General features: G+C 69.6%; 28 protein-coding genes. 21 read left to right on the forward strand and 7 right to left on the reverse strand.

Going from position 1 to position 19,708, the window contains the following annotated elements:
* Window positions 1–108: 108 nt before the first annotated feature.
* A complete protein-coding gene (locus VHR41_01955) occupies window positions 109–639 on the forward strand; it encodes a DinB family protein (GenBank protein HEX3232931.1) in 531 nt (176 codons plus the stop codon).
* A 7-nt stretch (window positions 640–646) separates the two neighbouring features.
* Here VHR41_01955 and VHR41_01960 read toward each other — a convergent pair whose 3' ends face one another.
* On the reverse strand, window positions 647–865 hold the full coding sequence (locus VHR41_01960; protein HEX3232932.1) for a hypothetical protein: 219 nt from the start codon (window positions 863–865) through the stop codon (window positions 647–649).
* 51 nt (window positions 866–916) lie between these two features.
* Between VHR41_01960 and VHR41_01965 the strand changes: the two genes are divergently transcribed.
* The 3 genes from VHR41_01965 to VHR41_01975 all read left to right on the forward strand — a co-directional run bounded on the left by VHR41_01965 (window position 917) and on the right by VHR41_01975 (window position 3,009).
* A complete protein-coding gene (locus VHR41_01965; GenBank protein HEX3232933.1) occupies window positions 917–1,876 on the forward strand; it encodes an MBL fold metallo-hydrolase in 960 nt (319 codons plus the stop codon).
* Between the two features lie 75 nt (window positions 1,877–1,951).
* Entirely contained in the window at window positions 1,952–2,488 is a 537-nt protein-coding gene (locus VHR41_01970) for a GNAT family N-acetyltransferase (GenBank protein HEX3232934.1), read from the forward strand.
* Between the two features lie 11 nt (window positions 2,489–2,499).
* Window positions 2,500–3,009 (forward strand): DinB family protein, encoded by a 510-nt coding sequence (locus tag VHR41_01975; protein ID HEX3232935.1) that lies wholly within the window; start codon window positions 2,500–2,502, stop codon window positions 3,007–3,009.
* On the opposite strand, the gene VHR41_01980 is transcribed toward VHR41_01975, so the two are convergent.
* Window positions 2,963–3,499: an OsmC family protein gene (locus VHR41_01980; protein HEX3232936.1), complete on the reverse strand. Its 537-nt coding sequence runs from the start codon at window positions 3,497–3,499 to the stop codon at window positions 2,963–2,965. The genes VHR41_01975 and VHR41_01980 overlap by 47 nt on opposite strands.
* A 54-nt stretch (window positions 3,500–3,553) precedes the next feature.
* Between VHR41_01980 and VHR41_01985 the strand changes: the two genes are divergently transcribed.
* From VHR41_01985 to VHR41_02000, 4 genes are all read left to right on the forward strand, one after another.
* Window positions 3,554–4,000: a GNAT family N-acetyltransferase gene (locus tag VHR41_01985; protein ID HEX3232937.1), complete on the forward strand. Its 447-nt coding sequence runs from the start codon at window positions 3,554–3,556 to the stop codon at window positions 3,998–4,000.
* 3 nt (window positions 4,001–4,003) lie between these two features.
* Complete coding sequence (locus tag VHR41_01990) at window positions 4,004–4,288, forward strand: hypothetical protein (GenBank protein ID HEX3232938.1); 285 nt, start codon at window positions 4,004–4,006, stop codon at window positions 4,286–4,288.
* 441 nt (window positions 4,289–4,729) lie between these two features.
* On the forward strand, window positions 4,730–5,050 hold the full coding sequence (locus tag VHR41_01995; protein ID HEX3232939.1) for a 3-keto-5-aminohexanoate cleavage protein: 321 nt from the start codon (window positions 4,730–4,732) through the stop codon (window positions 5,048–5,050).
* A gap of 24 nt (window positions 5,051–5,074) precedes the next feature.
* Window positions 5,075–5,584, forward strand: coding sequence for a DinB family protein (locus VHR41_02000; GenBank protein HEX3232940.1), 510 nt, complete (start codon window positions 5,075–5,077; stop codon window positions 5,582–5,584).
* Between the two features lie 4 nt (window positions 5,585–5,588).
* Here VHR41_02000 and VHR41_02005 read toward each other — a convergent pair whose 3' ends face one another.
* Entirely contained in the window at window positions 5,589–6,596 is a 1,008-nt protein-coding gene (locus tag VHR41_02005; protein HEX3232941.1) for a hypothetical protein, read from the reverse strand.
* Window positions 6,597–6,755: 159 nt separating this feature from the next.
* Between VHR41_02005 and VHR41_02010 the strand changes: the two genes are divergently transcribed.
* The 10 genes from VHR41_02010 to VHR41_02055 all read left to right on the forward strand — a co-directional run bounded on the left by VHR41_02010 (window position 6,756) and on the right by VHR41_02055 (window position 14,711).
* Entirely contained in the window at window positions 6,756–7,031 is a 276-nt protein-coding gene (locus VHR41_02010; protein ID HEX3232942.1) for a hypothetical protein, read from the forward strand.
* 29 nt (window positions 7,032–7,060) lie between these two features.
* A complete protein-coding gene (locus VHR41_02015) occupies window positions 7,061–7,267 on the forward strand; it encodes a hypothetical protein (protein HEX3232943.1) in 207 nt (68 codons plus the stop codon).
* An 8-nt stretch (window positions 7,268–7,275) separates the two neighbouring features.
* Window positions 7,276–7,674, forward strand: coding sequence for a hypothetical protein (locus VHR41_02020; protein HEX3232944.1), 399 nt, complete (start codon window positions 7,276–7,278; stop codon window positions 7,672–7,674).
* 8 nt (window positions 7,675–7,682) lie between these two features.
* Complete coding sequence (locus tag VHR41_02025) at window positions 7,683–7,883, forward strand: hypothetical protein (protein HEX3232945.1); 201 nt, start codon at window positions 7,683–7,685, stop codon at window positions 7,881–7,883.
* Window positions 7,884–7,975: 92 nt separating this feature from the next.
* Window positions 7,976–8,638: a CerR family C-terminal domain-containing protein gene (locus VHR41_02030; GenBank protein ID HEX3232946.1), complete on the forward strand. Its 663-nt coding sequence runs from the start codon at window positions 7,976–7,978 to the stop codon at window positions 8,636–8,638.
* The gene (locus tag VHR41_02035) at window positions 8,635–9,597 is read left to right on the forward strand and encodes an efflux RND transporter periplasmic adaptor subunit (GenBank protein ID HEX3232947.1); all 963 of its coding nucleotides are present in this window, start codon (window positions 8,635–8,637) and stop codon (window positions 9,595–9,597) included. Before VHR41_02030 ends, VHR41_02035 begins: the two co-directional genes overlap by 4 nt.
* Window positions 9,594–10,352, forward strand: coding sequence for an ABC transporter ATP-binding protein (locus tag VHR41_02040; protein HEX3232948.1), 759 nt, complete (start codon window positions 9,594–9,596; stop codon window positions 10,350–10,352). The genes VHR41_02035 and VHR41_02040 overlap by 4 nt, the downstream gene beginning before the upstream one ends.
* On the forward strand, window positions 10,349–11,452 hold the full coding sequence (locus VHR41_02045) for an ABC transporter permease (GenBank protein ID HEX3232949.1): 1,104 nt from the start codon (window positions 10,349–10,351) through the stop codon (window positions 11,450–11,452). The genes VHR41_02040 and VHR41_02045 overlap by 4 nt, the downstream gene beginning before the upstream one ends.
* A 341-nt stretch (window positions 11,453–11,793) precedes the next feature.
* Complete coding sequence (gene glgX / locus VHR41_02050) at window positions 11,794–13,893, forward strand: glycogen debranching protein GlgX (protein ID HEX3232950.1); 2,100 nt, start codon at window positions 11,794–11,796, stop codon at window positions 13,891–13,893.
* On the forward strand, window positions 13,890–14,711 hold the full coding sequence (locus tag VHR41_02055) for a PPK2 family polyphosphate kinase (GenBank protein ID HEX3232951.1): 822 nt from the start codon (window positions 13,890–13,892) through the stop codon (window positions 14,709–14,711). The genes glgX and VHR41_02055 overlap by 4 nt, the downstream gene beginning before the upstream one ends.
* A 2-nt stretch (window positions 14,712–14,713) precedes the next feature.
* Here the strand turns inward: VHR41_02055 and VHR41_02060 are convergent, their stop codons facing one another.
* The 4 genes from VHR41_02060 to VHR41_02075 all read right to left on the reverse strand — a co-directional run bounded on the left by VHR41_02060 (window position 14,714) and on the right by VHR41_02075 (window position 16,377).
* Entirely contained in the window at window positions 14,714–15,181 is a 468-nt protein-coding gene (locus tag VHR41_02060; protein ID HEX3232952.1) for a prepilin-type N-terminal cleavage/methylation domain-containing protein, read from the reverse strand.
* Window positions 15,178–15,705 (reverse strand): hypothetical protein, encoded by a 528-nt coding sequence (locus tag VHR41_02065; GenBank protein ID HEX3232953.1) that lies wholly within the window; start codon window positions 15,703–15,705, stop codon window positions 15,178–15,180. The genes VHR41_02060 and VHR41_02065 overlap by 4 nt, the downstream gene beginning before the upstream one ends.
* Window positions 15,706–15,727: 22 nt before the next feature.
* Window positions 15,728–16,105, reverse strand: coding sequence for a response regulator (locus tag VHR41_02070; protein HEX3232954.1), 378 nt, complete (start codon window positions 16,103–16,105; stop codon window positions 15,728–15,730).
* A 98-nt stretch (window positions 16,106–16,203) separates the two neighbouring features.
* Entirely contained in the window at window positions 16,204–16,377 is a 174-nt protein-coding gene (locus VHR41_02075; GenBank protein HEX3232955.1) for a hypothetical protein, read from the reverse strand.
* Window positions 16,378–16,476: 99 nt separating this feature from the next.
* On the opposite strand from VHR41_02075, the gene VHR41_02080 reads away from it, so the two are divergent.
* From VHR41_02080 to cmk, 3 genes are read left to right on the forward strand one after another with little or no spacing between them, the layout of a single operon-like run.
* A complete protein-coding gene (locus VHR41_02080) occupies window positions 16,477–17,325 on the forward strand; it encodes a prephenate dehydrogenase/arogenate dehydrogenase family protein (GenBank protein ID HEX3232956.1) in 849 nt (282 codons plus the stop codon).
* A gap of 20 nt (window positions 17,326–17,345) precedes the next feature.
* The gene (gene aroA, locus VHR41_02085; GenBank protein HEX3232957.1) at window positions 17,346–18,593 is read left to right on the forward strand and encodes a 3-phosphoshikimate 1-carboxyvinyltransferase; all 1,248 of its coding nucleotides are present in this window, start codon (window positions 17,346–17,348) and stop codon (window positions 18,591–18,593) included.
* On the forward strand, window positions 18,590–19,300 hold the full coding sequence (gene cmk, locus VHR41_02090) for a (d)CMP kinase (protein ID HEX3232958.1): 711 nt from the start codon (window positions 18,590–18,592) through the stop codon (window positions 19,298–19,300). Before aroA ends, cmk begins: the two co-directional genes overlap by 4 nt.
* Window positions 19,301–19,708 lie beyond the last annotated feature (408 nt).

The following is a 19,708-nucleotide window of genomic DNA, read 5'->3' on the forward strand; positions in this document are numbered from 1 at the left end:
CGCGGTGCAACACTAACACTTCCACCCCCCAGACGCAAGTGGCAGGCCGGTGCTGCCAGTCCTCGCGAGCATGGCAGAGTGGTCACTCGCTAATCCGGAGAAGACGACGTGTCATTGATCCAATCACCCGCGCAGGACGAGTACCCCGCCGCCTTTGCCGATTACGTGGGACGAATACCCTCCCACGCCGACGTCACCGAGCTGCTGGCCGGACAGCTGAGTGACACCTCGAGCCGGCTGGCCGAGCTTCCGGAGAGCCGTGGCGGGTTTCGGTATTCCCCGGGCAAATGGAGCGTCAAGGACGTGGTGGGACACGTGAGCGACACCGAGCGCATCATGGTGTATCGCGCGCTCCGCCTGGCCCGCGGTGATACCACCCCACTCGCGGGATTCGATCAAAACACCTATGTGCCGGAGGCTGGGGCGGACGCCCGAGCGCTGGGAGACATGATCGACGAGTGGGTGGCGGTCCGGCAGGCCACGCTGGCGTTCGTCCGGAGTTTGCCTCCCGCGAGCTGGAGCCGGCGCGGCACGGTGGACGGCAACCCCATCACCGTCCGCGCCCTCATCTACGTCGTAGCCGGCCACGCGCACCATCATCTGGAGGTGCTGCAGACCCGCTACCGGCTCTGGGACTGAGCTCGGCTCAGGCGGGGTCGCGCCGCGGCTGCCGGGGCCGTCCTCCGCGGAAGTCGAAGTGGTGCTCGTCGAGCATGCGGGCAATCGACTCCGCTTCCCCGTCGCATGGCACCCGGGCGAACTGCCGGGCGGAAAGCCACGCGGCGCGATACCAGACGCCCGGCTCCAGGCCGGGATACAGGTGGGCGTACTCAGACTTGAGCCGGGCTTCGCGGGCACTGCTCATACTCGAACGACCCAGGTGAGTTCCCCCAAAAAGTAGGCATGGAGGTGCAACATGTCGAATCCCTTTCGTCGGTGCAGCCGAGTGTCCGGCACCACGTGGCTCGGGGTCGTCGTCGTTCTCCTGATCGGAACGCCCTCCACTGGCCAGGCGAGTCCGATCCATCCTGCTGCCCGGATCACCATCCTGCACGACGCCTTCGGCGACCGTCCGGAGCTGCTGGCCGATTGGGGATTCGCCGCCCTGGTCGAGTACGGCGGAAAACGCATCCTCTTCGACACCGGGAATGACGGACGCGTGTTCGAGCACAACGTGCGGGCGCTCGGGGTCGACCTCAGGCATCTGGACTTCGTGGTCATTTCCCACCGCCATGGGGACCATACTGGCGGGCTCGCCTATCTGCTCCGGCAGAACCCAGGCGTGACGATTTATGCGCCCCGGGAGGCGTTCGGAGTTTTCGGAGCGTCCCTGCCAGCCAGCTTCCTCCGGCGGGACAGTACGCTGCCGCCCCGCATGCGATATTATCGCGGTGCGTCGCCCAAGGCGATTACGTCCGGCTCGCCGTGGCCCGGGGCGCATTTCGTCTGGATCGACAGCCTGACGGAAGTGGCCCCCGACGTGGCGATCGTCTCCACCGTGTCGCAGACCCCGGGGACGCTGGAGTTGCGGGAGCTGTCGCTGGCCGTCCGTACCCCGGACGGCTTGGTGCTCGTCGTGGGCTGTTCGCATCCGGGCATCGAGACGATCGTGGCGGCCGCTCAGCCGTTCGGCAACCACGTGCACCTGGTGCTCGGCGGACTGCACCTGGTCGCCACGGCTGATCCGGAGATCGAGCGCATCGCCGCGGCGCTGCACGACCGGTGGAAGATCGACCTGCTCGCTCCGGGGCACTGCACCGGGGAGCCGGCGTTCGATGTGCTGCGGCGGGTCTTCGGGGAGCGGTACATCTATGCCGGACTCGGCACGACGGTCGACCTGAGCCAACCGGTCCCGCCGGCATCGCGGCCGAACTGAGGCCGACGACGATATGTTCCCAGTATTGGGGTGGCACCGAGTCCTCGAGGGTCTAAGCCCGGGGAGGGGCGGCTCGTGAGTCAAAGCGTCGCGCAGGAGTTCACCGTCCGTCTCGCCGGGCCGGCAGATGCCGGGCAGCTCTCCGAGCTGGCCGTTCGGACGTTCCGCGACACCTACGCCGAGCAGAATCGGCCCGAGAACATGGTTCGCTACCTGGCGGAGCATTTCAGCCCAGAGCACCAGGGCGAGGAGCTCGCCGATCCGGCGATGGCGACCGTCGTGGCGGAAGAGGGAAGCCGGCTCATCGGCTACGCGCAGCTTCGCGCGGGGAACCCGCCGGCGTGTGTGCCCGGCACCGACCGGCTCGAGGTCTCGCGATTCTATGTCGACCGGCCGTGGCATGGACGCGGCGTGGCGCAGGCACTCATACGCGCCACCGTGGCCGAGGCGGCGCGGCGAGGTGCGCGGACGCTCTGGCTGGGTGTATGGGAGCGGAATCCGCGCGGCATCGCCTTCTATCGCAAGTGCGGGTTCGCGGACGTCGGCGCCCAGACGTTCCTGCTCGGCACCGACCGGCAGGACGATCGGGTGATGGCACTGGCCCTGGTCTGAAGGAGCCGCCGATGGCACGCATGGACCGCGACCTGCTGGAGTGGAACCTGCAGCCCCAGATCGGCCGGCGGAGCTGGCATGGGGGCCCGACACCGGTCCGAGCGCTGCGTGGGGTGAGCGCCGAACAGGCACGCTGGTCGCCCACGCCAAAGCGAAAGACCATCTGGCAGCTCACGCTGCACATCGCCTACTGGAAGTACGCGGTGCGGCGCCACCTCGACGACGGACGGGTCCCGCGCTTCCCGCGGAAGCCAGCCAACTGGCCGGCCGTGGCGCCGGGGGCCGACGCCGCGGCCTGGGCGGCGGACGTGGCGCTGCTCAAGGCGGAGCACCAGCAGCTCCTCGACGCGCTTCGACGGGTGCGCCACTGGCCGCTCGACCGCACGCCGCCGGAGGGGCGGCGGTGGACCTACGGCGAGCTGCTCCTTGGCATCGCGGCGCACGATGCGTATCACACCGGTCAGATCCAGTTGCTCAAGCGCTTGTGGCAGGAGCGTGCTCGCCTGGGCCGGCAGAGGTGAGCCGCACCTCGGGCGGCCGGCGCAGGGTCTGCAGCACCACGCAATAGCGCTCGGTCAGCCGGAACAGCGTCGCCAGCTGTTCGGTCGAGGCATCGCTGTCGAGCTCGAAGCCCAGGCGGATCTCCTGAAATCCGACCGGGGCTTCCTTGGAGACGCCGAGCGTGCCGCGAAAGTCGAGATCGCCTTCGGCCCGGACCGTGCCGGCCCGGACTTCGATGCCGAGCGCCGTGGCCACCGCCCTGAGGGTGACCCCGGCGCACGCTACCAGCGCCTCGAGCAGCATGTCCCCGGAGCAGGCCTGCAGCCCGGTGCCGCCGGTGGCGGGGTGCAGCCCGGCTTCCACCAGCGCGCGTCCGGTCTCGATCCGGCAGGCGACCCCCTCAGGGTCGAGTGCGCCGCTGGCGGTGAGGGTGATGAGCGCGCTGGCCGGCTCCTCCCGGTAGCGCTCTTTGAGGGGTGACTGCAGGGCGCGAAGTTCGTCGGTGTTCATCGGATTCGGCGTGGTCGAGGGTGAAGGTCATCGGCAGCCATCATGGATACTACCATGCAAATCCGCCAAGCCACGCTGGACGACCTGGAATCGGTCGCTCCCCTGTTCGATGCCTACCGGCAATTTTACCTGCAGCCGCCCGATCTTCCGCTGGCGCGCGCATTCCTGTACGCGCGACTGTCCGCGGGCGAATCGCTCGTCTACCTGGCGGAGGACGCGGAGACGGCGCTGGGGTTCGTCCAGCTTTATCCGCTCTTCTCCTCCACCGCGCCGCGTCCGGGCCGGATCTGGCTGCTGAACGATCTGTATGTCGCTCCGGCGGCGCGAGGCCGCGGGGTGGGTCGGCGCCTGATGGATCGCGCGCGCCAACTCGCGAAGGAGACCAGCGCGGCGGCCATCGAGCTCGCGACGGCCCGCACCAACGCGACGGCGCAGGCGCTGTATGAGTCGCTGGGCTATCGTCGGGATGAGCAGTTCCTCCACTATTCGCTCGAGCTCTAACCCATGGCGACGGGCAGGCTCCTGACGGCGTTGGACCAGACCATCGCCGTGGTGCGGCGAATGGAGGCCGTCGGCCTTCGCACCGTCGATGGCGCGTCTGCCCAGGCGCAGCTCGCCGAGCTGCTGGCCGAGCTGACCACCCAACGAGCCGCGGTGGCCGGTGGCCAGGCACTGGATCCGGAATGGGCGGGACGGGTGGTGCGCTGGGTCGCCGAGTGGATTCCCGAGGGCGAGCTGCCCCTGCTGGCCCGGCTGGGCAGCATTGCCCGCGCGGGGAAGCAGGCGTGATCGAGATCGTCGGCTCCGCCACCGAGCGCTAGCCTGCCATGCTGCTGCAAGCGGCCATCGACGGCGCTCGGGCTCCCGGCGCCCATCGTTCGCTGGCGCGCACGCCGGCGGATCAGGTGGCCCAGGCCGCCGAGTCGGTGGCGGCCGGGGCCGGCGCGATCCACGCTCACGCCCGTGATGCTCGGGGCAAGGAGAGTCTCGCCGCCGCCGATGTCGGACGCCTGGTGCGATCGATACGTCTGGCGCTCCCGGCAGCTCCGCTCGGTGTGAGCACCGGCGCCTGGATCGTGGGAAGCGGCACCGAGCGCGAGCGCGCGGTAGCGCGCTGGACTGAGCTCCCCGATTTTGCCTCGGTGAACTTCGACGAGGCGGGCGCCACATGGCTGGCCAGGCTGCTCCGGCAACGAGGCGTCGGTGTGGAGGCCGGACTCCAGGACGAGCATGCCGCCCACTGCTTCGCGGAGAGTGGACTGGCGGCCGAGTGTGTGCGAGTGCTTCGAGCCGGCCCAGCAGGAGGTCAGTGCCGCCCTTCGTCAGGTCGAACGCATCGAGGCGGTGCTGGAGCGTTGGGCTGTCAGTTGTCCCCGGCTGCTCCACGGCACCGATGCTACCGCCTGGCCCCTCCTCGACGAAGCCGCCCGACGCGGCTACGATGCCCGGATCGGACTGGAAGACACGCTCACCTTACCCGATGGTAGCCTCGCCGCGGGAAACGGCACGCTCGTCGCGGCGGCGCGGCGCCGCCTCGCTCGGATGGTGTGAACCACTCTCGACCGGAGATACGCGATGTTGGTGTCCACCGTGGCGGCGATCGTCGACCGTGACCTCAAGGCGGCCCAGCGGGAGCTCGACGCCTATCCCGACGAGCGACAGATCTGGCAAGCGGCACCCGGCATGGCGAACACCGGCGGAACGCTCGCGCTGCATCTGGCGGGCAATCTCCAGCACTACATCGGTGCGCGGCTGGGCGGCACGAGTTACCTGCGAGACCGGTCGGCCGAGTTCGCCCGACGCGACGTTCCCCGCGCGGAGCTCGTTGCCGAGCTGGAGACGGCGCGCTCCGTAGTGACGTCCGTGCTGGCACGGCTGACGGATGAGGATCTTCCGGCCGAATTTCCCGAGATCATCGCTGAGATGCGGGTGGATACCGAGGAGTATCTCGTGCACCTGCTGGTCCACCTCGCCTACCACCTGGGGCAGCTCGATTCGCACCGTCGCGTCGTGACGGGGAACGTCGCGGGGGTCGGCGCGGTTCGCCCTGCCGAGCTGGGAACGGCTCGACCGCCGGCTGGCTAGCGCATCAGCAGCTCGTCATCGGTCCGCTCTGCAGCACCTCGAAGTCGCTCCCGTGCACCGGATGGGCACGGAGCTGGTCCAGTGCGTCCGACCAGGCCGGGTCGGAGGTGCCGGTGAGATACCAGGGACTTCCTTGATCGGCCAGCATGAGGCCGTACCGCTTGAGGGCGGTGAGCAGGATGAGGGCGTCGCCGGTGTACGCGTCGAGCGGGAAATCCGACTTGAGCCGTACCCGGGTGCCATAGGGCGGGAGACTGGTGTCGCTGTACTGCCCGCAGTGGCCGGCCGGCGCCACATACGCCCGCCGCACGTGCGGGACGGTGAAGCGGATCGCGTGGGTCAATCGGTCCTCGGCCACTTCCGCGTGCTTGAGCAGCCCGGGGAGAATCGGCAGGCCCGCCGCGTCCGCCGAGGTCCAGCCGGCGGGACGAGTGGCATTGGTGGTGAGATCCCACCTGGCGGAGGAGCTCACCTGGAACCCGCTGCCCGTACGGACCGCGTTGTAGAGCTCATACAGCACGCACTCGCCCTGCCGAACCACCAGGACGTGCCGATCGCCCGAGCCCGGATCCGGATCGCTGGTGCTGCCGCCTTCGATCGGCGCGTTCAGCGGAATCGGCATCGGCCCCAGATCGCTCTCATCGGAGTAGTCGGCGCCGTCGGTTCCGAAGGTAATCGGGACCAACGGCTGGTCCGCCGGCACGACGGTGTAAGGGATGCCGTAGTACGTCTCGCTGGTCCCGAGATCGAGATGTAGGGCGCTGGCGGGCGACATGACCGCGAGGAGCGCAGCCGAGTTGGTCGCGACCGGATCGCCGCTCACCTCGCGATTCCAGGCGTTGCTGGCCGGAAAGACCTGGCACCCGCCGATGCTCGCGAGGGCTCCACTCTCTCCAGGCGGGTCGCCGCCGCCGATCGGCGGGTCGCCGCCGGCCGGACCCGGGTCGGCAGGACCCGCCGAGGCACCGCACCCTGCAAGGAGCAGACAGAGAAGGAGCCGACGGAGCCGCATGGAAGTCTCCGCCCCAGAACGGGGTACCTGCGGGGTGCAAGAATGGTCTCGGTGGCATGTCGGGAATGAGCAAGTTCCATGCTGTGGGCGCCGGTAGAGAGGTTGGCACCGATCCCGTCCGGCCCTAAGTTCTTGGACACCCGATCACGGAGAAACGCTATGGGCAACGAGGGGCCGAGGCGCCCGGAGAACACCCAGGAGTTCGTGGCCATGTGGAATGCGGTCACCGAGGAGGCGTTGATGCACAAGCTCACCGGCGTGCTGCCGCCGCTGGCCCGCGGCTTGTCCTCGCCGCTGCAACTGGGGGAGCTCCAGGCCGAGGCGCTCTCGCCGGTGCTGCTGCGCGCCTTCCAGATCGCGGCATCACCCCAGGGCGGAGTGGGCGCTGCGGTCCAGTTCCTGGGCGAGCTGGCCGCCGACGCCACCGCCAAGTAGATCGCTTCCTTTCAGCCCCGGGGATCCGCATGCGCCATCTGTTCGCGTTACTCGCGCTGCTCGGCGTCGCAGGGGTGGCGTTCGGCATCGCGCTCATCGCCCACAACGTGCCCGGCCAGGCGGGGCCGTTGCCGTTTCGCTTCGAGACCGCCGGCGGCCCCGGACCGATCCTGGCCGGGCTGATGTTGATTGCCGGCAGTCTGTATCTGCGGTCGGTATGGCGGGGCAAGGACTAGCCACACCGATGATGCCGATCCTGCGCAGTCTGCTGGACGCGCTGGGCGACTTGCGCTCGCACCACCGGCGCCGCCTGCCGTTCGTCACCTTGCCGCTGGAGCGCCGCCGCCCCCGCATCGCCGCCGAGGATTATGCGGCCCGGCATTCGATCGAGCACACCCTGGATCGGAAAGCCGAGCTGCGCCGCCTGGCCCCGACCCACGCCGCGGCCGCCCAGCGCTACCACGAGCTGCTCACCTACGAGCTGCAGGGGCTGCGCGAGGTGGTGACCGTTCTCGATTCCAGCGCGGGCGGCCGCGATCTTCAGGAGTGCCTCGCGGAGACCCGCGAGGAGATCGACCGGCTGGCGATCGAGGTGGCCTGGTGCGCCACCCTGCTCGAGAAGTCTCCGGCACCGTCCGTGTGAAACGGGAGGTGCTCCGCCTGGTCGGTGTGGTGCTTCTGATCGACGCCGGGTTCATCGCGCTCGCCCTCCTCACCCCGCTCCGCTCCGCCACGCCTGCCATCAAGTTGGCCTACACCGCGCTCTGGACCGGCGTGACGCTCTTCGCCGTGATCCGGGGGCTGAGCCGGATCCGGGCGATCCGGCAGCAGGGGACAGGGCGGAGGGGGTAGCGGGGCAGGGACAGCCAGACGGCCGCCAAGCCTCCGTCACGCGTGGCCCGCCGCACTTGACCCCGATTTAACTGAGCGATTAATTAAACAACATGGCCGACACGCCCAGCCGCGACCAGATCCTCGATGCCGCCGAGCGGCTCTTCGCCGAGCAGGGCTACGCCCGCACCACCGTCAAACAGATCGGCCGGGCGGCCGGCGTGAACAGCGCACTGTTGTACTACTACTTCGCCGACAAGGAAGAGCTGTACCAGCAGGTGCTGCGGCGCCTGATCGGGGAGCTCGTCCGCCGGACCAGCGGCGGCCTCGACCGGCCGGGGCCTCCGGCGGTCCAGCTACGCGCGATGGTCGAGGCCCAGGCGGAGACGATCGCCTCCAACCCCCGGTTCCCCCGCCTGCTGGTGCGGGAGCTGGCGGAGTCGGACGCGGCCCACGCCGTGGGCCAGCTCCACGTCATCGCCGCCACCACCTTCCGCCGGCTCTGCGATCTGGTGCGCGAGGGCCAGGCGGCCGGCGTGTTCCGGCGGGGCCTGGATCCCCGCTTCGCCGCCATCTCGATCGTGTCTCAGGTCGCCTACTTCGCCATCGCCCGACCGGCGATCCGCATCCTGCTGGCGACCGGCCCGACCGGCCCATCGCGCGAGACGCTCCGCCGCTTCGCGCGGCACGCGGCGGAGTTCGCGCTCGCCGCGCTCACCACTGCGCCTGCGGCACCCGCCGCGGCTCGCCCGCGACGCGCCCGGAGGGTGGGATGAGACGGGGAAGGTGGTGCCTCCTGCTGCTCGCCCTCGGCTGCCGTCGCTCCGGGCCCGAGGCGATCGTCGGCACCGGTACCATCGAGGTGCGGGAGGTGAACGTGGCGCCCCAGGTGCCCGCCCGGGTGGTGCGCGTCTGGCATGACGAGGGAGAGGCGGTGCGCGCGGGGGACACCCTGATCGCGCTCACCCAGTCGACCACCCGGGCCGATCTGGCGGAGGCCGCGGCGCGGGTTCGCGCGGCCGATGCGGCGTTGCGCGAAGCACTGGCGGGCACCCGGCCCGAGGAGCTCCGGCGCGCCGAAGCCGAGCTGCGGATGGCGGAGGCGGAGGCCGACCGCGCCGCGCGGGACCTCGTTCGAGTCCGCCCGCTCGCCTCCAATGGCACGGTGAGCCGCCAGTCGCTCGACGAGGCGGAGGCCGCCGCCGCATCCACCGCCGCGCGCCGGGATGCGGCCCGCCATGCGCTCGATCTGCTGCGTGAAGGCACCCGGCCGGAGCGGATCCAGGCAGCCAGGGCGGAGGCCGCGCGCGCCCGGGCGGCCCTCCAGGCCACCACCGCGGTCGCGCATGACCTGGTGCTTCAGGCGCCGGTCTCCGGCGTGGTCCTCTCCCGCAACGCTGAGCCGGGCGAGATGCTCGCCGTGGGACAGTCAGCCGTCACCCTGGGCGAGTCGGCCGATCCGTTCGTCCGGGTATACATCCCGACCCGCCAGTTACCGCGGGTGCGCCAGGGCCAGACCGCCACCGCCGTGCTGGATGGCTTTCCCCGACGACCGGTGGCCGGGCGCGTGGTCGCCATCAATCCCCAGGCGGAATTCACTCCCCGCGTGGCGCTGACCGAGCGGGAGCGCGCCGATCTGGTCTTCGGCGTCAAGGTAGCGCTCCAGGATTCCACCGGTTTTCTCAAGCCGGGGCTTCCCGCCACGGTGGAGATTCACGCTCCGGAGACGCCATGACGGCCACGGCGCCGGCAGAAGAGGCGGTGGTGATTCACGGCTTGCGGAAGGTCTTCGGCACCCGCGTCGCCGTGGAAGGGCTGGAGCTTTCCATCCATCGCGGTGAAGTGTTCGGCCTGCTGGGTCCCAACGGCTCCGGCAAGACCACCACCATCCGCATGCTCTGCGGCCTGATGACCCCGACCTCCGGCACCGCCACCGTGGTCGGCCACGACGTCAATCGGGAACCGGAGCAGATCCGGCGCAAGATCGGCTACATGTCCCAGCGCTTCGGGCTGTACGACGATCTGACCGTCGCCGAGAACATCCGGTTCTACGCCTCCATCTACGGCCTGAGTGGCGCCGAACGCCGGAAGCGCACCGCCGAGCTCCTCGCCGAGCTCGGCCTCGAGCCCCGAGCGGGCCAGCTCGCCGGCGAGCTGAGCGGCGGCTGGAAGCAGCGGCTGGCCCTGGCGTGCGCCACTGCGCACCGGCCGGCGATGCTCTTTCTCGACGAGCCCACGGCCGGCGTCGATCCGGCGTCGCGCCGGCTCTTCTGGGAGTGGATCTACGCGCTGGCCCGGCAGGGCACGACTATTCTGGTGACCACCCACTACATGGACGAAGCGGAGCGCTGCCAGCGGCTGGCGTTTCTCTCCCGCGGGCGCCTCATCGCCGTGGGCACCGTCGCCGAGGTGCTGGCGCAGTTCGGCCAGCCCTCGATCGAGGATGTGTTCATCGAGCTGCAGCGGCGGGACGAGGGGGCGGTGGTATGAGACTCTGGCCGATGCTGTGGAAGGAGATGGTGCAGCTCCGGCGCGACCGCTTCACCCTCGCCATGATGCTCGGCATCCCGGCGATCCAGCTGGTCCTCTTTGGCTACGCCATCCAGACCGAGGTGCGCCACCTCCCCACCGTGGTGCTGGACGAGTCGCGGACTCCGGAGAGCCGCCGGCTGATCGAGGTGCTGCGGAACACCGGCGACTTCGATGTGGTGGAGCAGGTCCAGAGCCGGGGCGAACTGGCGAATCGGATCGAAGACGGCCAGGCCAGCGCCGGCCTGGTCATCCCGCCGCGCTTTATGCGGGACATCGAGCGCGGTGCCACGGGGCGGGCCCAGATCATCGTCGACGCGGCCGACCCGCTGGCCTCGACGGCCGCCCTCTCCGGCGCCGTGCAGGCCGGGTCTGCCCGGGCCGCCGAGCTCGCGGGAGGCGGTGTGGCCCGGCCGGCCCGACTCGAGGTGCGGGTCCGGCCGCTGTACAACCCGGGCCTTCGGAGCGCGGTCTTCATCGTGCCCGGCATCATTGGTGTCCTGCTCTCGCTCACCCTGGTCCTCATCACCAGCATGGCCATCGTACGGGAGCGAGAGCGCGGCACTCTGGAGCAGCTCATCGTGACGCCGATCGACAAGACCAGTCTCATGCTGGGCAAGATCCTGCCGTTCCTGCTGATTGGCTACATCCAGATCACCGTCATCCTGCTCCTGGGCCGGCTGCTCTTCCAGGTGCCCATGCTGGGTAGCCTTCCGCTGCTCTACCTGCTGAGCTTCGCCTTCATCGTGGCCAGCCTCGCGCTGGGGCTGCTCATGTCCACCCTGGTGCGGAGCCAGGTCCAGGCGATGCAGCTGAGCTTCCTCTTCCTGCTGCCCAACATCCTGCTCTCAGGCTTCATGTTCCCCCGTGAGGCCATGCCAGCGCCCGCCCAGTGGATCGGCGCGGCGCTGCCGCTCACCTACTTCCTCAAAATTCTGCGCGGTGTGTTGTTGAAGGACGTGGGGCTGGAGCATCTCTGGCGCGAGGGTCTCATCCTGGTCGGATTTGCGGTCGCGCTGGTGGCGCTCAGCGTGGCGCGGTTCCAGAAGACAATTGAGTAGGGACGGCAGGGTGGGGCAGGGTGGGGCAAGGTGGGGCAGGCCACGCGTGAAAAACGGGGAGCATGCAGGGGACTGCGGTCCGAGCGCCGCGTGAGGAACCGAGTAGCGGGCCCGCGCTGTCATCCCGAGGAGCAGCTCCCTCGCCCTGAACGCAGCGATTGGACTCGGGATGCCACATGACAGCTTCCGGCTCGGCTCGACAGCGCGGCGCTCGAGATCACAGGCCCCCGCGCTCCCGCATCGCCCACCCCTTGCCTCACCCTGCCTCACCTTGCCTCACCTTGCCCCACCCTGCCTCACCTTGCCTCACCCTGCCCCACCCTCCCCTATACTTCTGCCCCATGACGCACGTCGCTGCTGGGTCGACGTCTTCGCTGGGCGCTGCCTGGGACGGGAAGGGCACCAGCTTCGCGCTCGCTTCCGACCATGCCACCGCCGTCGAGCTCTGTCTCTTCGCGGCGACCGCCGACGCCATGACGTCGGATCGGGTGGAGATGACCCGCGGCGAAGGAGGCGTGTGGCAGGCGTACCTGCCGGGCGCCGGACCAGGGCAGCTCTACGGCTTCCGGGTGCACGGCCCCTACGCACCGGAGCAGGGCCACCGGTTCAACCCCGCCAAGCTGCTGCTGGACCCCTATGCCCGGGCCGTGGCCGGCCAGGTCCGCCGGGAGCGCGCCGGTGGGCTCGCGTCCGCCACCGAGCCATCGGGCGTGCCGTCGGGCGTGCCCGCGCCGGACCCCGCGGATACCGCCGGCACGATGCCCAAGTCGGTGGTGGTCGATTCCGGCTTCGATTGGGCCGGGGACCGGGCACCACGGACCCCATGGGAACGTACCGTCGTCTACGAGTGCCACGTCAAAGGGATGACGATGCTGCACCCGGAGGTGCCGGAGGCGCTGCGTGGCACCTATCTCGGACTCGCCAGCGGGCCGATCATCGATCACCTGCAGCGGCTCGGCGTCACCGCGGTCGAGCTGCTCCCGGTGCACCACGCGGTGACCGAGGCGCGCCTCGCGGCGCTGGGACTGGTGAACTACTGGGGCTACAACCCCATCGGCTACTTCGCGCCGGACTCCCGGTTCGCCAGCGGCGACCGCGGGATCCAGGTCGCCGAGTTCAAGACCATGGTGGCGCGGCTGCACCGGGCGGGGCTCGAAGTCATCCTCGACGTGGTCTACAACCATACGGCCGAAGGCAATCATCGGGGCGAGACTCTCTGCTTCCGCGGGATCGACAACGCGGCGTACTATCGGTTGGAATCGCTCGATCCCAGCCGGTACGTCGACTATAGCGGCTGCGGGAACACGCTCGACATCCGACGACGTCGCACCCTCGAGCTGGTACTGGAGAGCCTCCGCTACTGGGTGGCGGAGATGCACGTGGACGGGTTCCGCTTCGATATCGCACCGGTGCTGGGCCGGGTGGACAGCGCGATGGACCCAACCGCTCCCTTCTTCGAGCTGGTGCGGCGGGACCCGATCCTGTCGGGGGTCAAGCTGATCGCGGAGCCCTGGGACCTCGGTCCCGATGGATATCAGGTCGGCCGCTTCCCGGCGGGCTGGGCCGAGTGGAACGGGAAGTACCGGGACGCGGCCCGCCGGTTCTGGCGGGGCGACACCGGCGCGGCGGGCGAGATGGCCTCCCGGCTCACCGGGAGCAGCGACCTGTACGAGGCAGCGGCCCGAGGTCCGCTGGCCAGCGTCAACTTCGTCACCTGCCACGACGGCTTCACCCTGCACGATCTGGTCAGCTACGAGCACAAGCACAACGAGGCCAACGGGGAGAACAACCGCGACGGCTCCGATCACAACCTGAGCCGGAACTGGGGAGTGGAAGGTCCCGCCGACGCGACCCAGACCGTGCGGCGGCGAGAGCGGGTCAAGCGGGACTTTCTCGCCACCCTGGCGTTATCACTCGGAGTACCGATGATCTCCCACGGCGACGAGATCGGCCGCACCCAGGCCGGGAACAACAACGCCTACTGCCACGACAGCCCGCTCAGCTGGGTCGACTGGCGGCTCACCCCCGCCCAGCGGCACCTCCTCGAGTTCACCCAGAGCGTCTTCGCGCTGCGGCGCCGCATGCCGGAGCTCAACCGGCGTGAGTTCTTTCCTCACGAGCAGGCCGGCTCCTGGGAAACCCGGCAGCTCTCCTGGCTCCGGACCGACGGCACCGAGATGACGGCGGATGACTGGCACGACGCGGCGAGACACGTGCTCGGCATGCTGATCCGGAACCAGGCGCGGGATCCGGTCCTGCTGCTGTGGCTCAACGGGGGAGGCCGGACCGCCCGGTGCACCGTGCCGGCCCCCACGCACTCGGGAACCTGGAGCTGCGTCATCGACACCGAGCAGGATGCGGTCAACCGCCCTCAGGCCTGCGGAGACGGCGTCCGGGTCGCGCCGCACGCCCTGGTGCTGCTCCTCTGGGAGGCGCGGTGAGCTGGAAGCCCGAGCCACTCGCCCCGATCGGATCCGGCACCCCGATCGCGCTCACCGACGCGGCCGCGTCGCCGCCCAAGGGTATGCCCGGACGCGGGGAGCTGGACCGCTACCTGGCCGATGCCGGCCAGCGGCTCGACGCGCTGCAGACCGCGCTCTACGCCGAGGCGAGTCGCGCGCTGCTGGTGGTTCTGCAGGGCAGGGACGCATCGGGGAAGGACGGCACCATCCGGCGGGTGTTCGGGGTGTTGAATCCGCAGGGCTTCTCGATCAGCTCCTTCAAGGCCCCCACACCACTCGAGCTGGCACACGACTTTCTCTGGCGAGCCCACCTCGCCGTACCGGCCAAGGGCGCCATCGGGGTCTTCAACCGCTCGCACTACGAGGACGTGCTCGTGGTGCGGGTCCGGCAGCTGGTGCCCGAATCAGTCTGGCGTCCGCGATACGAGCAGATCAATCAGTTCGAGCGGATCCTGACCCAGAACGGGGTCACCATCCTCAAGTTCTTGCTCCACATCTCGCGGGAGGAGCAGCGCGATCGGCTGCTCGCCCGGCTGGATGATCCCGCGAAGCACTGGAAGTTCTCGGCTGGTGACCTGGACGACCGGAATCGGTGGGACCAGTTCAACGAAGCGTTCGAGGAGATGCTGCAGCGGACCAGCACCGCGGAGGCGCCGTGGTTTCTGGTGCCCGCGGACAAGCAGCATGTGCGCGATGTCCTGGTGGCCGCGACGGTGCTGCAAACGTTGGAACGGATGAATCCGCAGTATCCCGGGCCCCCGGCCGACCTCGCGGCCCTGCGCCGGGCGCTCGGCTGAAATCAGCTCCTTCCGTCGGGGCCCACGATCACGTAGGTGATCTCGTCGCCATTGACCACGAACGGCGTCTTGTTTCCCAGGACCTGCACCAGGGTGTTGCTCATCCGGGTGGTGGAGGCGCTCAGGACCACGCCGATCTGCATCCCGCCGGACGGGCCACCGCCGGGCGGAGCGAAGTTCTCCCAGTCGAGGGAGTACTCGTTGCGCTGAAAGCTGAAGCCACCGGGGAGGTAGCTGGCCAGCTCCGGCGGCATGACGCCGGGTCCGGCGTCGGCCGGCCAGTTCCCGGTCTCGTACCAGGCGCTGTAGGCGGCGAGCCGCACAGTCTCCAGATCCGCGCTCGCCTGGACGGCGAGCGCCCGGTTTCGCAGATCGATGTAGCGGAGAATGGCGAGTCCGCTCAGCAGCGCCAATACGATCAAGACCGTGAGCAGCTCGATCATGGTGAAGCCGCGGCGGACCCGGCTCATTGATCTCTCCGGGAGATCACCTGGAAGCTGTTGCCGAGGAATGCCAGCAAGGGCTCATCGGAGGCGAAGGTCACCACCCGGCCGTCCCGCTCGCCCTCCAGCCGGTAGCCCGCCCCGCTCACGCTGTACCGCAGACCCAACGGGTGCGCGCCCGCCGCCTCCAGTGATTCGGGCAGACGTCCGGTCCGCTGGCGGAATCGCTCCACGTGCTGGGCCGCGTTCGCGATGGTGATCCGCAAGCCGGCCTCCGCCACGGCCGCCGACTCCGGGGCGGGCGGCCTGGGAAAGACCCAGTCGGGGCGCTCGATCCACAGGTAGGCGCCGGTGAAGAGCACGATCGCCGCGCAGATCAACACCAGCGGACGTGACCACCTGCGGGCCTGGCGCCGGGCCTCGATGGCACGCAGCTCGGCCTCGCGCTCATCCGCCTGGGTCTTGAGCACGGTATCGTAAGCATCGAGCAGCGCCTTCTTCGCCGAGATGGGCGTAGTCGGAGGCTTGGGACGGACGGCTTCCTGGCTCATCGGGGCATGTCCTCCGGCGGATTCAGGTCTCCAGACGCTCACCGGCCAGTGCGTCGGCCACCAGCTCGGGGAAGCGTCGGATGTCGATCGGCTTGGTGATGTATCCGTCGAAGCCCGCGCTCAGGGCCCGTTCTTGATCGCCGCTCATGGCGTGCGCGGTCAGTGCCAGGACCCGGAGGCCCTGGTGCGGGGAATGGCGGATCTCCTCCAGCAGCGCGTAGCCATCCTTGCCCGGGAGCTGAATGTCCATGAGGACCAGATCGGGGCCGGTCCGGCCGATGGTTTCCAGCAATCCGTCGCCCCCGGCGAGCCCCGTCACATCATGGCCTTTGAGCACCAGGAGGGTCCGGAAGAGCTTCATGTTGTCCGAGCTGTCTTCGACGATGAGAATCTTGGCCATGAGCACCTCGCCGGAAGGCAAAATCTACGCCATTGGAGGGGTCAGAACCCGTGCCGCCGGCCGACGCATCTGCCAGCGATGCGTCGGCAATCGCTTGCTCAGTACATGCTTGCGCGCTTGAGGACGGGCCGGACCCTGGCGATGAGCGGGCGGGTCGGCACCAGCGTCGTGCGGTAGTCGTGCGCGCCGAGGTGCAGGGCTTTTTCCTCGGTAGCATCGTGGTGTGCGGTCCACGCGAGCACCGGGAGGTCGCGTTGAGATTCGATCGCCATATCCTTACAATGCTGGCTCCTCAGGCACTCACGGCGGCCGCTGCCGCCTCCCCCGGGCGGTGGATGGGCTCCGTGACGTCTTTCAACGGATATTGATCGGTGCGTCCGTCGTCGATGGCGGTCATCGGCCTGGGAGCGATCGGTGGATCGCTCGCCTGGCAGGCGCGGATGGCCGGCATTCCGAAAGTGGTGGGATTCTCCCCCTCGCGAAGCGACGGCATCGAGGCGCTCCGGGCCTCCGCCATCACCGACCTGGCCGACTCGGCGGTTCGGGCCACTCGGGGCGCGGAGCTGGTGGTGCTGGCGGTGCCGCCCAACGCGACGCTCGATCTTATCGGTCGCCTGGCCTCGGAACTTGAGGCCGCGGCACTCATGACCGACGTCTGCAGCGTGAAGGCGCCGATCGTGGCACGGGCCGCGGCCGAGGGCCTGGGCGATCGCTTCGCCGGCGGCCACCCACTCGCCGGAACCCACGCATCGGGCTTCGCGGCCGCGCGGCCCGACCGGCTCCGGGGATGCGTCGTGTACGTCTGCGAGACCGGCGCGCCGGGTGGCGACCAGGCCGCGCGCAACGTGATGAGCTTCTGGCGCCGGGTGCTCGAAGCGTCGCCGGTGCTGATCGACGCCACCGCCCACGATCGCCAGCTCGCCTGGACCAGTCACCTGCCTCAGGCTGTCGCGTCCGCGCTCGCCAAGATCCTGGCCGATCGGGGCCTCTCGGGCGTGTCCTTCGGGCCCGGTGCCCGGGATACGACCCGGCTGGCGGCCAGTCAGCCCGACATGTGGATCGATATCCTGCTGCACAACCGTGAAGCGGTGGCCGATGCCCTCGCCGCCGCCGAGACCGGCCTGGCGGATCTCCGGCGGCTGATCGCCACGGGCGACGCCGCCGGCCTCCGCCAGTACCTCACGACCGCCCAGCGCTTCCGGGAGGGGTTGGAGCGGTGAGGGTGGGCGGGAGCGTACGGGTGCCCGGCGACAAGAGCATCACCCACCGGACGCTGCTGCTGGGCGCGCTGGCCGGGGGGACGAGTCACGTGGGCGGCGCGCTCACCTCGCTGGACGCACGGTCCAGCGCGCGGGTGCTTCGGCAGCTTGGCGCGGAGATCTCGCCGCTCCGACTGGGGCGGGTGGTTGCCATCCGGGGCCGCCGGCGCCTCACCCGGCCGCTGACGCCGCTCGACTGCGGAAACTCCGGAACGACCACGCGCCTCCTCCTCGGGGTCCTCGCCGGCCACCGGTTCAGCGCCACGCTCACCGGCGACGGCTCCCTTCGCCGCCGGCCGATGCGCCGGGTCACCCTGCCGCTGGCAAAGATGGGCGCGCGATTCGTCGAGCACCGCGGTGACGGACTGCCGCTCACCGTGCGGGGCGGGCCGCTCACGCCGCTCCGCTACGAGCTGCCGGTCTCGAGCGCGCAGATCAAGAGCGCCCTCCTCCTGGCCGGACTCACCGGCGGGGTCGAGATCGAGCTGCTGGAGCGGCACGGCCGCTCGCGCGACCACAGCGAGCGCCTGCTCCGCGCGTTCGGGTACGACGTGGTGGAGCGAGAGGGCTGGATCCACTTCCGGCCCACCGGCCGGCTGGAGCCGTTCGATATCCAGGTCCCCGGGGACCCATCGTCGGCCGCGTTCCTGGTCGGTGCCGCCGCGCTCGCGGAGGCCGGTGAGCTCCGGGTGGTGGGCGTCGGAGTCAATCCCACTCGGACCGGCTTTCTCGGCGTGCTCGCGCGGATGGGTGCCGCGGTCGATCTGGCGGAAGCCACCGAGCACTTCGGTGAACCGGTGGCCGATCTGCTGATCCGGCCGGCGGAGCTTCGGGCCACGGAGGTGACTGCGCGGGAGATCCCGGGTCTCATCGACGAGATTCCGCTGCTCGCCGTGCTGGCCGCGCGCGCGGCGGGCACCACGATCTTTCGCCAGGTAGGCGAGCTGCGGGTCAAGGAAAGCGACCGGCTAAGCCTCATCGCGGAGAACCTGCGCTCGGTGGGATCGCAGGCGGAGGTCTCCGGCGACGATCTCTACGTGGAGGGAAGCCAGGCCGCGCCGCGTGGCCGGGTCCGGACCGCCGCCGACCATCGGCTCGCGATGGCGTTCGCGGTACTCGGCACCGTGCCGGGCGCCCGGGTCACGATCGACGATCTCGCCTGTGCGGCGGTCAGCTTTCCCGATTTCCCCCAGACGCTTCGCAGCATCCGCCGGCGAGGGAAGCGGTGAAGGCGGGCGTTATCGCCATCGACGGGCCCAGCGCGTCGGGAAAGTCGAGCACGGCGCGGGCGGTGGCGGAAGCGCTGGGCTTCGCTCATCTGGACTCGGGGGCGCTCTATCGCGGGGTGACGCTGGTGGCGCTCCGGGAGGCCGCGCGGCGCGGGCGGCCGGGAGAGGATCCGCTGTCCCTGCTGAACCCGGAGACCATCCTCCGCACGGCCGAGGATCGCGGACTCATGCTGCAGCCGGACGGGGCGGGGTTCGCCGCCTACCTGCAAGGCGAGCCGGTCGACGCCGCGATCCGCGCGCCCGACGTGACCGCGAGGGTCTCCGCCGTCTCCGCCGTGCCGGTGATTCGCGAATGGGTGAATACCCGGCTTCGCGCGATGGTGCGGGCGGGCCGGCAGGTGGTGGTGGACGGGCGGGACATCGGCACCGTGGTGTTCCCCGACGCGGAGCTCAAGATCTTCCTCACCGCTACGGCTGAGACCCGGGCCGGACGGCGAGTGACGCAGCGAGGTCTGAACGAGGATCCCGCCCGCCTGGAGGCCGAGGTGGAGGCGCTGGCTGTGCGGGACCAGGCGGACTCGACCCGGCAGGTGGCGCCACTCCGGCCGGCTGAGGACGCCGTCCTGCTCGACACCACGACGATGCGGTTCACCGAGCAGGTCGAGGCGATCGTCGCGCTGGCTCGGCCGATCTTCGGGGGTGATTGATCCAAGCGTTTCCCATGCCCTTTGGGGGGTGAAATGACGCCCAGCGAACAGAAGGTGCTTTGGCGCGGAGTAGCTGCCGACACACTCGTGGGAGTGGTAGTCGGGCTTCTGATAGCGTTGTTCATTGCGATCAGGCCGGAACTGTTTACGTCGCTGATACGGTAGTTGCGCCGCGCGTTCAGACCGATTCAGGACAGAGGCCGATTAGGACCAAGAAAATTCCAAGTGAGACCACCAAGCGGTTGTCCCGCCTTGCATTACCATCAGCTCCGTATTAATCTCCACGGCTACCTGCGCTGGCACTCCGCCAGCCAGGCACTCCACATTTTCACCCGCGGCCCCCCGGGCGCGGTGGACAAAGGATCCCACCCAAGCATGCTCGATCAACTTCAACCATCTGTCGATCAA

It is taken from the genome of Gemmatimonadales bacterium (assembly GCA_036265815.1).
Taxonomy (GTDB): Bacteria; Gemmatimonadota; Gemmatimonadetes; order Gemmatimonadales; family GWC2-71-9; genus CAVVWJ01.